Source organism: Pseudarthrobacter sp. S9 (assembly GCF_050156545.1).
In the GTDB taxonomy this organism is placed as follows: domain Bacteria; phylum Actinomycetota; class Actinomycetes; order Actinomycetales; family Micrococcaceae; genus Arthrobacter.
Window position 1 is genome coordinate 1,593,790 of record NZ_CP189576.1, and the last position, 13,666, is coordinate 1,607,455.

General features: G+C 67.7%; 14 protein-coding genes. 6 read left to right on the plus strand and 8 right to left on the minus strand.

What is annotated here, in order from left to right; translation table 11 throughout:
- Positions 1-2 precede the first annotated feature (2 nt).
- The gene (locus tag ACQCSY_RS07530) at positions 3-1,697 is read right to left on the minus strand and encodes a urocanate hydratase (protein WP_427134493.1); all 1,695 of its coding nucleotides are present in this window, start codon (positions 1,695-1,697) and stop codon (positions 3-5) included.
- A gap of 191 nt (positions 1,698-1,888) precedes the next feature.
- Entirely contained in the window at positions 1,889-2,809 is a 921-nt protein-coding gene (locus tag ACQCSY_RS07535; RefSeq protein ID WP_427134495.1) for an IclR family transcriptional regulator, read from the minus strand.
- Between the two features lie 199 nt (positions 2,810-3,008).
- Here ACQCSY_RS07535 and ACQCSY_RS07540 point away from each other — a divergent pair, with 199 nt between their 5' ends.
- The 3 genes from ACQCSY_RS07540 to ACQCSY_RS07550 are packed head-to-tail and all read left to right on the plus strand — an operon-like array spanning position 3,009 to position 5,077.
- Positions 3,009-4,046, plus strand: a complete 1,038-nt coding sequence (locus tag ACQCSY_RS07540; RefSeq protein ID WP_427134497.1) for an SDR family oxidoreductase — start codon at positions 3,009-3,011, stop codon at positions 4,044-4,046.
- Positions 4,043-4,585: a tetratricopeptide repeat protein gene (locus ACQCSY_RS07545; protein ID WP_427134499.1), complete on the plus strand. Its 543-nt coding sequence runs from the start codon at positions 4,043-4,045 to the stop codon at positions 4,583-4,585. The genes ACQCSY_RS07540 and ACQCSY_RS07545 overlap by 4 nt, the downstream gene beginning before the upstream one ends.
- 51 nt (positions 4,586-4,636) lie before the next feature.
- Positions 4,637-5,077, plus strand: a complete 441-nt coding sequence (locus ACQCSY_RS07550) for a protein-tyrosine phosphatase family protein (RefSeq protein ID WP_427134501.1) — start codon at positions 4,637-4,639, stop codon at positions 5,075-5,077.
- A 13-nt stretch (positions 5,078-5,090) separates the two neighbouring features.
- Here the strand turns inward: ACQCSY_RS07550 and ACQCSY_RS07555 are convergent, their stop codons facing one another.
- The 3 genes from ACQCSY_RS07555 to ACQCSY_RS07565 are packed head-to-tail and all read right to left on the minus strand — an operon-like array spanning position 5,091 to position 6,714.
- A complete protein-coding gene (locus tag ACQCSY_RS07555; RefSeq protein WP_427134503.1) occupies positions 5,091-6,062 on the minus strand; it encodes an NAD(P)-dependent alcohol dehydrogenase in 972 nt (323 codons plus the stop codon).
- On the minus strand, positions 6,059-6,292 hold the full coding sequence (locus ACQCSY_RS07560; RefSeq protein ID WP_427134505.1) for a helix-turn-helix transcriptional regulator: 234 nt from the start codon (positions 6,290-6,292) through the stop codon (positions 6,059-6,061). The genes ACQCSY_RS07555 and ACQCSY_RS07560 overlap by 4 nt, the downstream gene beginning before the upstream one ends.
- Positions 6,286-6,714: a hypothetical protein gene (locus tag ACQCSY_RS07565; RefSeq protein ID WP_427134507.1), complete on the minus strand. Its 429-nt coding sequence runs from the start codon at positions 6,712-6,714 to the stop codon at positions 6,286-6,288. Before ACQCSY_RS07565 ends, ACQCSY_RS07560 begins: the two co-directional genes overlap by 7 nt.
- A 254-nt stretch (positions 6,715-6,968) precedes the next feature.
- On the opposite strand from ACQCSY_RS07565, the gene ACQCSY_RS07570 reads away from it, so the two are divergent.
- Positions 6,969-8,480: an amino acid permease gene (locus ACQCSY_RS07570; RefSeq protein WP_427134509.1), complete on the plus strand. Its 1,512-nt coding sequence runs from the start codon at positions 6,969-6,971 to the stop codon at positions 8,478-8,480.
- Positions 8,481-8,544: 64 nt separating this feature from the next.
- The gene (locus tag ACQCSY_RS07575; protein WP_427134511.1) at positions 8,545-9,180 is read left to right on the plus strand and encodes a LysE family translocator; all 636 of its coding nucleotides are present in this window, start codon (positions 8,545-8,547) and stop codon (positions 9,178-9,180) included.
- Positions 9,181-9,285: 105 nt separating this feature from the next.
- Here ACQCSY_RS07575 and ACQCSY_RS07580 read toward each other — a convergent pair whose 3' ends face one another.
- Both ACQCSY_RS07580 and ACQCSY_RS07585 read right to left on the minus strand, forming a co-directional pair.
- On the minus strand, positions 9,286-10,035 hold the full coding sequence (locus ACQCSY_RS07580) for a 3-hydroxybutyrate dehydrogenase (protein ID WP_427134513.1): 750 nt from the start codon (positions 10,033-10,035) through the stop codon (positions 9,286-9,288).
- A 92-nt stretch (positions 10,036-10,127) separates the two neighbouring features.
- Positions 10,128-11,510 carry an MFS transporter gene (locus ACQCSY_RS07585; protein WP_427134515.1) on the minus strand — a complete coding sequence of 461 codons (1,383 nt, stop codon included), beginning with the start codon at positions 11,508-11,510 and terminating at the stop codon, positions 10,128-10,130.
- Positions 11,511-11,641: 131 nt separating this feature from the next.
- On the opposite strand from ACQCSY_RS07585, the gene ACQCSY_RS07590 reads away from it, so the two are divergent.
- Positions 11,642-12,559 carry a LysR family transcriptional regulator gene (locus ACQCSY_RS07590; protein WP_427134517.1) on the plus strand — a complete coding sequence of 306 codons (918 nt, stop codon included), beginning with the start codon at positions 11,642-11,644 and terminating at the stop codon, positions 12,557-12,559.
- Between the two features lie 16 nt (positions 12,560-12,575).
- On the opposite strand, the gene ACQCSY_RS07595 is transcribed toward ACQCSY_RS07590, so the two are convergent.
- A complete protein-coding gene (locus tag ACQCSY_RS07595; RefSeq protein WP_427134519.1) occupies positions 12,576-13,496 on the minus strand; it encodes a spermidine synthase in 921 nt (306 codons plus the stop codon).
- Between the last annotated feature and the right edge of the window lie 170 nt (positions 13,497-13,666).

Here is a 13,666-nt window from a genome sequence, read left to right on the forward strand (position 1 = left end):
TCCTACTTCTCGTTCATGGGGATGCGGACGCCGCGTTCGGTGGCGACTTCGAGGGCGCGGTCGTAGCCGGCGTCGGCGTGGCGGATGACGCCCATGCCGGGGTCGTTGGTGAGGAGGCGTTCGAGCTTTTCGGCGGCGAGGTCGGTGCCGTCGGCGACGGAGACCTGGCCGGCGTGGATGGAGCGGCCGATCCCGACGCCGCCGCCGTGGTGGATGGAGACCCAGGTGGCGCCGGAGGCGGTGTTGAGCAGGGCGTTGAGCAGCGGCCAGTCGGCGATCGCGTCGGAGCCGTCGGCCATGGCCTCGGTCTCGCGGTACGGGGAGGCGACGGAGCCGGAGTCCAGGTGGTCGCGGCCGATCACGATGGGCGCCTTGACCTTGCCTTCCTTGACGAGCTGGTTGAAGAGCAGGCCGGCCTTGGCGCGTTCGCCGTAGCCGAGCCAGCAGATGCGGGCCGGCAGGCCCTCGAACTCGACGCGTTCCTGTGCGGCGTCGATCCAGCGGTGCAGGTGCTTGTTCTCCGGGAAGAGTTCCTTGATCGCGGCGTCGGTGACGGCGATGTCCTCCGGGTCGCCGGAGAGCGCCACCCAGCGGAACGGGCCCAGGCCCTCGCAGAACAGCGGGCGGATGTAGGCCGGGACGAAGCCGGGGAACTCGAAGGCCCGGTCATAGCCGCCCTGGCGGGCCTCGTCGCGGATGGAGTTGCCGTAGTCGAAGACCTCGGCGCCGGCGTCCTGGAACTCGACCATGGCCTGGACGTGCTTGGCCATGGAGGCCTGGGCCTTCTTGGTGAAGCCTTCCGGATCGGCCGCGGCCTCGGCCTGCCATTCCGCCATGGTGATGCCTTCGGGCAGGTAGGACAGCGGGTCGTGGGCGGAGGTCTGGTCCGTGACGATGTCCACGGTGAGCTCGCCGGCGTTGTGCCGGCGCAGGATCTCCGGGAACACTTCGGCGGCGTTGCCGACGTAGCCCACGGACCAGCCGCGGCGCTCTTCCTTGGCGGCCAGGACCTTGGCGATGGCGGTGTCGAGGTCCGTTTCGACCTCGTCGAGGTAGCGCTTGCCGGCGCGGCGGCTCAGCCGGGTCTCGTCGACGTCGACAATCAGGCAGGCGCCCTCGTTCAGCGTGACGGCGAGCGGCTGGGCGCCGCCCATGCCGCCGCAGCCGCCGGTCAGGGTCAGCGTGCCGGCGAGGGTGCCGTCCTCGTCCCCGGTGAGCCTGCGGGCGATCGCCGCGAACGTCTCAAATGTGCCCTGCAGGATGCCCTGGGTGCCGATGTAGATCCAGGACCCGGCGGTCATCTGGCCGTACATCATCAGGCCCTCGGCCTCGAGCCGGCGGAACTCGGGCCAGTTCGCCCAGTCACCGACGAGGTTGGAGTTGGCCAGCAGCACGCGCGGCGCCCACTCGTTGGTGCGGAAGACGCCGACCGGCTTGCCGGACTGGACCAGCAGGGTCTCGTCCTTTTCCATGGTTTCCAGGGTGCGGGTGATCGCGTCGAACGCGGCCCAGGACCGGACGGCGCGGCCGGTGCCGCCGTAGACCACCAGGTCATCCGGGCGCTCGGCGACCTCGGGGTCCAGGTTGTTCATCAGCATCCGCAGCGGGGCTTCCGTCTGCCAGGACTTGGCGGTGAGCTTGGTGCCGCGGGCTGCCTTGACCGGGCGGGCACCGGTGGTGAAATCGGCGGGTGCCATGAGGGGCTCCTTAGTTTCTTGGATGGATCGGGGAATGAGGTTCTGTATCAACTAAAGCCTGTCCGCGGCGGCGGTGACAGGCCCTTCGGGCGGGTGCTGTCCGGGATTCCAGACACGCCCCTCCCCCGTTGCCCTATCACTTCCGGTCGTTCAACCCGGCGGATGGGGACCGTAAGTGATAGGGCAACGGGTCAGGCGGACGGGCGGCCGTGGATCCGGATGGAGAGTTCGTCCGCGACCTTCTGCACGCGCGCGGCCAGGGCGGGCCACTGCTCCGCGGGCAGTTTCTCCTCGAGGAAGGTCACGGCGACGGCGGCGGTCGGCCAACCGACGTGGTCCGTGACGGCGGCGGCGATCGAGCCGAAGCCGGGCGTCACCTCGCCGTGTTCTGTGGCGTAGCCGCGCTGCCGGACCTGGTCCAGGTGCGAGGACAGCGCGGAGTACTTCATGATGGCACCTTCCATATCGTGCCGGGCCGTGAACGCGGCGGCGTTCGGGTACAGCGCCCGGACCTGGGACTTCGGCAGCGCGGCCAGGATGGCGCGCCCGCTCGCGGTGAGGTGGCTGGGCAGCCGGACGCCGACGTCGGTCACCAGCGACGGGCGGTTCTTGGCCCGTTCCTCCACGATGTAGAGCACGTCGCGGCCGTGCAGCACGGCCAGGTGGGCGCTTTCGCCGATCACGTCCACGAGCGAGGCGAGCATGGGCCGGCCCAGCCGGGAAAGGGGTTCCTGGCGCGAATAGGCGGAGCTGAGTTCGAAGGCGCTGATCCCCAACCCGTAGCGCTGCTCCTCGTGCAGGTGCAGCACGAAGCCGTTCGCTTCCATCACGCCGAGAAGGTGGTAGACGCTGGAGCGGGGCAGTCCCAGCGCCGTGGCAATGTTCGACGCCGCCATCGGCCCGCGCTTGGAGGCCAGCAGTTTTAGGATGCGCAGGGTGTTCTCCGCCGCCGGCACCTTGGACGCCGCCTTGGAACCGGCGGCTTTGGGGGCAGGCTTGGAGCCGGCGGCTTCGGGAACAGGCTTGGCGGGGGCGTGGGCGACGGCGTTGGGCGGCGCGGCCGCGGTCGATGCCGCGGGCAGGGTGCTCAGGGTAGTGCTGGTGGCTGGCATGGGTCCTCTTCAAAATCGGGCGGTGTCCGGTATCCCGTACTTAAGCATGCGCCCCGTTGCCACCCACAGCCAGACCACATTGGTACTGCCTGTCTGGAATCCCGGACAATGCCCGTCGCCGATGCGATGCAGGCCCTTCTGCCCTAGTCCGCACCGTGGTGGCGGTGCTTCGATGAACGTGCGCGCGCGGACGCGAAGCATGGACTCCATGCGCCGGCTCGCGGGATTGTTCCTCACGGGAGAGGGCGTGGAAGGCATGGACCCAGCGCTGTCGGGCAAGGTCGCACTGGTTGCCGGCGCGACGCGCGGCGCCGGCCGCGGCACCGCCGTCGCCCTCGGGGAGGCAGGAGCGATTGTGTACTGCACCGGCCGCACGGCGGCCGGCCGGCGTTCCGACTACGACCGCCCGGAAACGATAGAAGAGACTGCCGGCCTTGTCACCGCCGCCGGCGGAGTGGGCATCGCCGCCGCCGTGGATCATCGTGGGGCGGACGAGGTGGAGGCCCTTGTGCAGCGGATCGACACTGAGCAAGGGCGGCTTGATGTCCTGGTCAATGACATCTGGCGTGGTGAAAACCTCATCGAATGGGACACCCCACTGTGGGCCCACGACCTGGACGCCGGGCTGCGGATGCTGCATCTTGCGGTGGACACGCATCTCATCACGAGTCATTTCGCACTGCCCCTGCTCACCCGGCGCCCCGGCGGCCTCGTCGTGGAGATGACTGACGGGACCCGTGAGTACAGCGCGGGGCATTTCCGGGTCTCGGTGTTCTATGACCTCGTCAAGAACACTGTGCTCCGGCTTGCCTTCAGCCAGGCGGAGGAACTCAAACCGTCCGGCTGCACGGCGCTGGCCCTGACGCCTGGCTGGATGCGATCCGAGATGATGCTCGAACACTTTGGCGTCACCGAGGCGAACTGGCGGGACGCCGCGGCCACCCAGCCGCACTTTGCCGCGATCTCGGAAAGCCCGCGGTTCGTCGGGCGCGCGGTCGCGTCCTCGCGGCAGACCCTGATCTGCACAGCCGCACGGGCGGCTCGTACTCCTCCGGCGGACTGGCACGCGAGTACGGCTTCACCGACGTTGACGGCTCGCAGCCCGACTGCTGGCGGTATCTGGTGGAAGTGCAGGAAGCGGGCCTCCGGGCCGATGCGGCCGGATACCGCTGAGTTGCCCGTGACAGCGTGTCCCGCCCGACGGCGCCGATCACCGTGCGCTAGAAATGCCCCATGACCAGCACCCTGACTCCCGAACTCGACGCCGCCATCCGGGAAGGCTTCAGGAACCGCGACCGCGACAACATGCAGCCGACCATCGACTACTTCCACAGGCTCCTCGATCAGCATCCCGGCAATCCCTTTGTCCTGTACGAGGTCGGCGGATCCTACGACACGGCCGGCGAGGAGGAACGCGCCCGCGGGTACTACGAGCAGGCGATGGACGCCCGCCTCGACGGCGACGCCCTGCGCCGGTGCCTGCTGCAGTACGGCAGCACCCTGCGGAATCTCGGACTCTATGACGAATCCCTGGCGGCCTTGCTGCGCGCCCGCGCCGAGTTCCCAGAATCCGACTCGGTCCGCCTTTTCCTGGCCCTTTCGCTGCACGCCGCCGGCCGCAGTGATGCCGCCGTGGCCGAGCTCCTGGAGCTGTCGGCGGACCGCATCCGCACCGATGAGGTGACCCGGTATGAGGCCGCCCTGCGCCGAAATGCCGCCCACCTGGCGGAGCTTGACGGCCAGGCCAACAGCCGCCCACGGGGCCTGCCCGGGTAGCAGCAATCCTGCCTGAGGCGGACGTCCGGAGGAAGGACTACGATCTGGATCATGAAGCAGACGTGGGAGCCATCCCGGGACGGCGTCCTGGTCCTTCCGTCCGGCCGGCGCATCCGCGGCCGCGGCCTGCGCCACCCGCTGCCAGCCGGGCCGCTCCCCGAATTCGGGGTTTACCTGCTGGGGGAGCAGCCGCCGCCGGTGGAGTGGGAATCGCGATGGGTGCACTGGCCGGATCTCCGGTTGCCGGCCGACGAAGCCGACACCCTGGACGCCCTGATGGAGGCGTGGCGCCGGGCCGAAGCCGAGCGGGTCGAGATCGCCTGCTGGCGCGGCCGGGGCAGGACCGGCACCGCGCTTGCCTGCATCGCCATCCTGGACGGAGTCCCACCCGAGCAGGCCGTGTCCTTCGTGCGCGAGCAGTACCGGCGTCGGACGGTCGAGACGCCGTGGCAGCGCCGGTACGTCAGCCGCTTCCAGGCACAGCAACAGTGACGGGCCGGCGCGCTCAGAGGGTAACGACGACCTTGCCGCGGGCCCGGCCGTCGTGCACGTACTGAATGGCCGCGGGGGCATCCATCAGCGCATAGCTCTTGTCGATGACCGGCGTCACTGTGCCGGCCTCCAGGAGCGGCGTCAGGAACCGGAGGTCATCAGGGCTTTCCACGGACATCACTCCCTTCAGCTTCTGCCCCACGAAGAGGGACAGCAACGCCGCCCCCAGCGAGCGTTCAAACCCGCCGGTCCACCGTCCGCCGCCTTCCCCACCGACGATGGCCAGGGTCCCTTTGGGAGCGAGCGCACGCCGGAGGTCTGACAGCGGACGGTTCCCTGCGGTGTCGAGGATGAGGTCGTAACGCTTACCGGCTTCCGCGAAGTCCTCCCGGGTGTAGTCAATGACATGGTCCGCACCGATCGACAGGACCAGGTCCACCTTCGCGGTGCTGCACACGCCGGTCACGTTCGCTCCGAACGCTTTGGCCAGCTGCACGGCGTAGGCGCCCACGCCTCCGGCCGCTCCGATGACCAGGACCTCCTGCCCGGGCTGAACCTGGCCGCTGTCACGGAGGCCCTGGAGGGCCGTGACGGCGGAGATGGGAACGGCGGCGGCCTGCTCGAAGCTGAGGTTCGCCGGCTTCAATGCGAGCCTGCCTTCCTTGGCGCACACGTACTCGGCAAAGGAACCGTCGCAGGTGCCGAACACTGCGTCCCCCGGACGGAAGCCGACGACGTTTCTTCCGACGGCCTCCACCTGGCCCGCCACGGCCCTGCCCCGGATGCCGGTCTTCGGCTTCTTCAGCCCGTAGCCGATGACGCGGGTCAGGTACGGAAGACCCGACATGAGGTGCCAGACGCCCTGATCGACGCCGGCGGCGCGGACGCGGATCAGCACGTCGTCATCGCCGGGCACGGGCTTCTCGACATCACGCAGCTCCAGCACATCCGCAGGGCCGTAAACGTCTTGGATGATCGCTTTCATTGTTCTTCTCCTTGGGCTTGCGGGTATTGGAATACGTCGTCGAGCGGCACCCTGAGCACATGGGCAATCTGGAATGCCATCTCCAGGGACGGTGAATAGCGGCCCTGTTCGATTGCGATGATGGTCTGGCGGGTCACGCCGATGCGTTCCGCGAGCTCCGCCTGCGTCAGCTCGCCGTGCTCGAACCGCAGGCGCCGGATCGAGTTCGTGACCCTGGTCGGCTTCACCATGGCTGGAAGCCCTTGCGGTAGGCGACGATCTTTGCCACGGAGCCCAGGATCGCCGAGAGGACAAAGGCCAGGTAGATGGCGTTGGCGATCCAGAAGTAGTCGAGTTCAGCCATCGCCATGATGAGCGCCGCCACTGCCCCGATGACCAGGAAGGACTGGCCGATGTACTCGCCGAAGCGGTAGATCTCCTTGTCGCGCTGGTCCTTCATGCCGGCATCCTTGGCCGAAGCGGTCCGGATCACGATGTGAAGCACGATCGACGCTGCGATGGACACGCCCACCGTCCACAGCAGCGGCGCCACGTACGGCACCTCCGTGAGCGGCATGGTGCCGGCCAGCCCGAAAACGACGGCGAGGTACACCGCGTAGGTTCCCACAGCCAGCACCCCCATGATCCAGGCGCTCTTCTCTTCGAATGACATATCGCTCCCGATCAACCAGCCCCATGTAAAACAAACCTGACATCTCGAAAGTAAAGAAAACCGGACATGATGTCAAGAGTTTTCGACTTCCTAACGGGGGTACAGTTCGACGGCGGGCACCCGCCCCGCCCGCGCTGCGGCCAGCCCCGCAGTCTGAAATCAAAGACACAAACTCCCCGTGAGTCTCATCACAGCCTTCCCGGACATGGTCTGCTTGATAGCGATCCCCCTCCCAATGACGAGAAGGTACTCGCATGCAACAAGCCCAAACAGCCACTAAACCGGCCCCTGCCGGAAAGTCCGACGGCGCCGCCGGCAAGACCAGCGCCGCCGGCAAGACCAGCGCCGCCGTCGACACCGTACTGAGCCGGGGACTCAACGTACGCCACATCCGCTTCATGGCCCTGGGGTCGGCAATCGGAACCGGGCTGTTCTACGGCTCCGCGTCCGCCATCCAGAAGGCCGGCCCGTCCGTGCTGTTCGCCTACATGATCGGCGGCGCCGCCGTGTTCATGGTGATGCGCGCCCTCGGCGAAATGGCCGTGCGGCATCCGGTGTCCGGCTCCTTCGGCCAGTACGCGAGCCGCTACCTCGGCCCGCTGGCCGGCTTCGTGACCGGCTGGACCTACGTCTTCGAGATGGCGATCGTGGCCATCGCGGACGTCACGGCCTTCAGTATCTACATGGGATTCTGGTTCCCCGACGTTGAGCGCTGGATCTGGGTGCTGGCCATCATCTTCTTCCTGGCGGCCCTGAACCTGCTGAGCGTGAAGGTCTTCGGCGAGCTGGAGTTCTGGTTCTCGCTGATCAAGGTGGCGGCCATCGTCGCCATGATCGCGGGCGGCGCCGCCATCATCGTCTTCGGCTTCCAGGCCGGCGGCGCCACCGTGGCGCCGGGACTGGGCAACCTCGTGGAGCACGGGGGCATGTTCCCCAACGGCTTCGAAGGGCTCCTGGCCTCCTTCGCTGTCGTGATGTTCGCGTTCGGCGGGATCGAGACCCTGGGCATCACCGCCGGCGAAGCGGCCGATCCCAAGACCGTCATCCCGAAGGCGGTCAACACCGTTCCCGTGCGGGTCCTGCTGTTCTACGTGCTGACCCTCGGCGTGCTGATGAGCCTGTTCCCGTGGGACGGGATCGGCACCAACGGCAGCCCGTTCGTACAGATCTTCAGCGGCCTGGGCATCCCGGCCGCCCCCCACATCCTCAATGCCGTGGTGATCACGGCCGCACTCTCGGCGATCAACAGCGACATCTTCGGCGCGGGCCGGATCCTCTTCGGCCTTGCCCGGCAGGGCCACGCGCCCGCGAGCTTCGGAAAGGTCTCCCGTCACGGCGTGCCGTGGATGACCGTGGTGATGATGACCGTCATCCTGCTGGTGGGCGTGGTCCTGAACGCGGTCATCCCCGAGGACGTCTTCCTGCTGATCGCCTCGATCGCCACCTTCGCGACCGTGTGGGTCTGGGCGATGATCCTGGCATCCCACGTCGCCATGAAACGCGAGATCGCCCGCAACGGGCTGCCGGCGTCGGAATTCCCCTCCCCGTGGTGGCCCGCCGCGTCGGTGTTGACCGTCGCATTCATGGCCCTCGTGATCGTGATCCTGGGTGCCTTCGAGGACACCCGCGTGGCGCTCTACGTGGGCGCCGTCTGGCTCGGCCTGCTGGTGGTGGCCTACCGGCTCTGGGTCCGCGGCCACGGACGGGCACGGGCCGAACTGGCGGACGAAACCTCGCAGCTTCCGCAGGTGCCCGCCGCGGGATAATCCCGCCGCGCCGGACCCCAAGGCGGAGCCTGCCGGGGCCGGCCCGCCGGGGCTAAGATCAGGCATGGTTCCCATCACCAACCTCCTGACCTTTGCCCTCGCCGCCCTCCTGCTCATCGCGGTCCCGGGGCCCAGCGTGCTGTTCGTGATCGGGCGGAGCCTGGCCCTGGGGCGCAAGGGCGGACTCCTGAGCGTGCTGGGGAACGCGATCGGCGAGCTGCTGCAGATCGCCGGAGTGGCCCTGGGCGTGGGGGTGGTGCTGGCCCAGTCCGTCGTGCTGTTCAGCGTGGTCAAGTTTGCCGGCGCCGCCTATCTCATCTACCTCGGGATCCAGGCGATCCGGCACCGCGGAGGTGGCCCGACGGTGGCGGATCCCTCGCCTCCGACGTCCACCGCCCGCGTCCTCCGGGAGGGATTCATTGTGGGCGCCACCAACCCCAAGTCGATTGTTTTCTTCGTCGCCGTACTCCCGCAGTTTGTGGACTACTCCGCCGGCGCGATTCCGCTGCAGCTGGGCACGCTCGGGGCGGTCTTCCTGCTGATCGCCCTGGTCTCGGACAGCGCCTGGGCCCTCGCGGCAGGCACGGCCCGGCGCTGGTTCGCCCGTTCGCCCAGGAGAATCGCCACCCTGGGCACCACCGGCGGCGTGATGATGATCGGTCTGGGCGGCACCCTGGCCCTAACAGGCAACAAGAGCTAGCGCCGAAGTGGCAGATAATGCCCATATTCGGGACTCAAAGTCAATCAGTCGTTGCAACGATGGGTGTCAGGCGCGGTGGCGATGAGTGGAGGCGGGCGGCGGCAACTACCGTGCGGACCAGCCGCCGTCCATGGTGTAGCTGGCGCCGGTGACCATGCCGGCGTCGTTCGACGCGAGCCACGCCACGAGGGACGCCACTTCCGCCGGCTCCACGAGCCGCTTCACGGCGGATTCGGTCAGCATGATCTTGGCCAGCACCTCGGATTCCGGGATGCCGTGGACCGTGGCCTGATCCGCAATCTGCGCCTCGACCAGCGGCGTCCGGACGTAGCCGGGGTTGATGCAGTTGGACGTGACACCGTGCTCCCCGCCCTCGAGCGCCGTCACCTTGCTCAGCCCCTCCAGGCCGTGCTTGGCGGATACATAGGCGCTCTTGAACGGCGAGGCCCGCAGACCGTGCACCGAGGACAGGTTGATGATCCGGCCGAAGCCGTTGGCGTACATGTGCGGCAGTGCGGCACGGATCAGCAGGAACGGGGCCTCGAGCATGAGCGTGATGATGCGGCGGAAGTCGGCCGGATCGAAGTCCTCGATGGGGCTGATGCGCTGGATCCCGGCGTTGTTGACCAGGATGTCGCAGTCAAGGCTGAGGGATTGGAGCGCGTCGACGTCGAGCAGGTCGACAGCCCAGGAGGTGCCGCCGACCTCGTCGGCGAGGGCTGCTGCGGCGGCTTCATCAACATCCGCAATCACCACCTTGGCACCCCGTGCGGCCAGGGCACGCACGCTGGCTGCGCCGATCCCGCCGGCGCCGCCCGTGACCAGGGCCTTGCGGCCGTTCAAAGTGTTCTCCATAACTCAGCCTTCCAATTCAAAAAATCTACGAGGCGGCCGGCTCCAGCGGAGCTGGAGCCGGCTCAAACTCAAGCTGCTCAGACTCAGGCAGCTCAGCGTGCGGCTGCGACGGCCAGGCCTTCGCGTTCGGCGTCGGCCCTGTCCACTTCCTCGAGTGCGATGCCCTTGGTTTCCTTCAGGCTGAGCACTGCAACGGTGGTGATGACGCAGGCCACGAGGAGGTAGACCGCGGTCGGCAGCCAGGAGCCGGTGTCCTTGAGCCACTGGGTGGCCAGCAGCGGCGCCAGCGAACCGGCGAAGATCGAGGTGACCTGCGAGCCGAGCGAGACGCCGGCGTAACGCATCCGGGTCGGGAAGAGCTCGGACATGAGGGCCGGCTGGCCGGCGTACATGAAGGCGTGCAGGCAGAGTCCGATCGTCACGGCCAGCACGATGACCACCGGGTTGCGGGTGTCGAACATCGGGAAGGCGAGGAACGGCCAGGCGGCGCCGGTGATGGCACCGACGAGGTAGACCGGCTTGCGGCCCCAGCTGTCCACCAGGCGCCCGACCTGCGGGATGACCAGGAAGTGGATGACGTGTGCGATCAGCAGGGCGAGCAGGAGCGAGGAGGTGTCGTACTTGTGCACCGTCTTGAGGTAGACGATCGCGAAGCTGACCACGAGGTAGTACATGATGTTTTCCGCGAACCGGAGACCCATGGCCTGCAGGATGCCCTTGGGGTACTTGCGGATGACTTCGCGGACGCCGTAGCTGACGGCCTGCTCCTTCTCCAGCTGGGCCTTGGCCTCCAGGAAAATGGGCGATTCGGAGACGTGGGTGCGGATGTAGTAGCCGACGAACACGATCACGGCGGAGAGCCAGAACGCCACGCGCCAGCCCCAGCTCAGGAAGTCGGCGCTGCTCAGCACGTTGGACATGATGTACAGGACCAGGGTTGCCAGCAGGTTGCCCACCGGCACGGCGGCCTGGGGCCAGCTGGACCAGAAGCCGCGGGACTTGTTGGGGCTGTGCTCGGCCACGAGCAGCACGGCGCCGCCCCATTCGCCGCCCAGGGCGAAGCCCTGGATGAAGCGCAGGAGGACCAGCAGGGCCGGTGCGAGGTAGCCGAGGGTGGCGAAGCCGGGGAGGCAGCCCATCAGGAAGGTCGACACACCGATGATGATGATGGTGAGCTGCAGGGTGGGCTTGCGGCCCAGCTTGTCGCCGATCTGGCCGAAGACGATGCCGCCCAGCGGGCGTGCCACGAAGCCTACGGCGTAGGTCAGGAAGGCCTGCATGATGCCGTCCAGCTCGTTGCCGGTGGCGGGGAAGAAGTACTTGCCGAACACCAGGGTGGCGGCGGTGGCGTAGAGGAAGAATTCGTACCACTCAACGACGGTACCGACCATCGATGCGGCGACGATTTTCTTGAGCCCGGAACCCTTGGATGCGGGTGCGGCGGGGTATGTTGCAGAGCGTTCGTTTACGCTCATCTGGTTCTCCTTAGTGTCCACGGTGACACGCGCTGTGATCCACAGCACTGAAATGGCTCCATTGAGTATTGCTGCACAAAGTCAGCGATTCAATGGCCAAAGCGGCACCCCTTATGTGCAGAATTGCAGATATGAATGCCAACCCCGATGACCTTCTGGTGCTGCTGGCGGTCTCCCGCTCAGCAAAATTCACGACGGCGGCCCAGGCCCTGGGCCTGAACCACACCACCGTTTCCCGGCGGATAGCGGCGCTGGAGAAAGCCCTGGGTGGCCGGTTGCTCTCCCGCGCCGCCGGCGGCTGGGAACTGACGGAGCTGGGCGCCGAAGCCGTGCGGGTGGCCGAACAGGTGGAAAGCGCCGTCCGCACGCTGGAACAGCTCGGCCACACCCCGGATCCCATCACCGGCGTCGTCCGGATGACCGCGACGGACGGCTTCAGCGCCTATATCGCTGCCCCCGCGGTGGCAGGACTGCGCCGCGACCATCCCGGGCTCAGCGTCGAGATCATCACCGTGACCCGGCGGGCGCTCCAGCAGCGCTCCGGGCTGGACATCGAAGTGGTGGTCGGGGAGCCGCAGGTGCACCGGGCCGAAGCGTTCAAACTGGGTGAGTACGTGCTGGGCATGTATGCCTCACGGGCGTACCTGGCGGAGAGCGGGACGCCGGGAACCGTGGAGGAACTCACGGAACATCCGCTTGTCTACTTTGTGGACTCGATGCTCCTGGTGGACGATCTGGACGCCCCGCGCAGGCTCGTCCCGGCCATGAAGGACGGGCTGAGCTCCACCAATGTGTTTGTTCATGTGGAGGCGACCCGGGCCGGGGCCGGGATCGGGTTCCTGCCGTGCTTCATGGCCGATCTGCATGAGGACCTGGTCCGGCTGCTGCCGGAAGAGTTCGCGGAGCGGCTCCCCTACTGGATGGTGCTCCGGCCCGATTCCATGCGCCGGCCCGCGGTGGCGGCAGTGGTGCGGGCGCTGCGGGACCAGACCGCGGCGCACCGCGAAGCCCTGCTGGGGCGGGGAAGGAACTCATCGATTGCTCCGTAACTGCCGTTTTGAGGCCTCAAAAGGACGGTTGCGGAGCAATCGACGGCGTAAGCGGGTCGCGGCGGACGGCGGCACCGGCCGCGAAGGCCCGGACCTTGGCGTCGTCCCAGATGTGCGCCGGCACCGCGCCGCCCAGCAGGCGCCGCGCGAGGCGGGGGTCGTCGTCGAACGGGAGGTCGCTGCCGGCCATGACCATGTTGCCGTAGCGCCGGCCTTTGAGCATGGCCGGATCCGCGATGATCACGGTGTGCTCGAAGGTGTCCGCAATGGTGGCGGCGTCGTCACGGGCGTTCTTGAGGTCCGGGGCGTCTCCGGAGTTGACCACGTAGATCCCGCCGGGGGCCAGGACCCGCTTGGCGTGCTCGTTGAATTCCTTGGTGGTGAGTGACCGGGGCGTCACTGATCCGGCGAAGACGTCGCGGATGATCAGGTCCCGGGTGTGCGCGGTGAGGCTTTCTGTGACTTCCCGGGCCTCCCCCACCCGCAGTCGCAGCAGGGGGGCCTTGGGCAGATCGAACCAGCCGCGGACGTATTCCGCGAGCTTGCCGTCCAGCTCCACCACCACCTGGCGTGCGTCCGGATAGGCGGCGTGGAAGTAGCGCGCCAGGGAGCATGCGCCGCCGCCGAGGTGCAGGGCGCGCAGTTTGGGCTTTGATTCGCGGGGCCAGCGTGATTCCACGAGGGCGGAGATCCAGCGCATGTATTCGAAGTCGAGGAACAGCGGGTCCGCGAGGTCGATGTGCGAACTCATCACGCCGTTGATGCGCAGGAGCCAGCCGTTGGAGTTGTCCTGGTCCGGGATCAGCTCGCAGTCGCCGGTGTCGATGTAGTAGATGCCCTCAACCGGGCCGTCCAGTCGGGAGCCCTTGGGCACGTCCACCACTCCCGGCGCCGTGGTTCCGGTGTTCCGGCCGGCAGCCCTGCCGCGCTTGGCCATCAGCCGTCCACCGCATTGTCCATGTTTCAACCCTAGTTCACCGGCAACCTGCGCCGGGCCGGCCTGGATCATCCGCCGGAGTGGCCGTGGCCCGCCGGACGTGCGCCGGAATGGCCCGGTTTTGGCTTCCTCAGCCAGCGGTTCACGGCAGCCTGCGCGCCGGCGCCGCG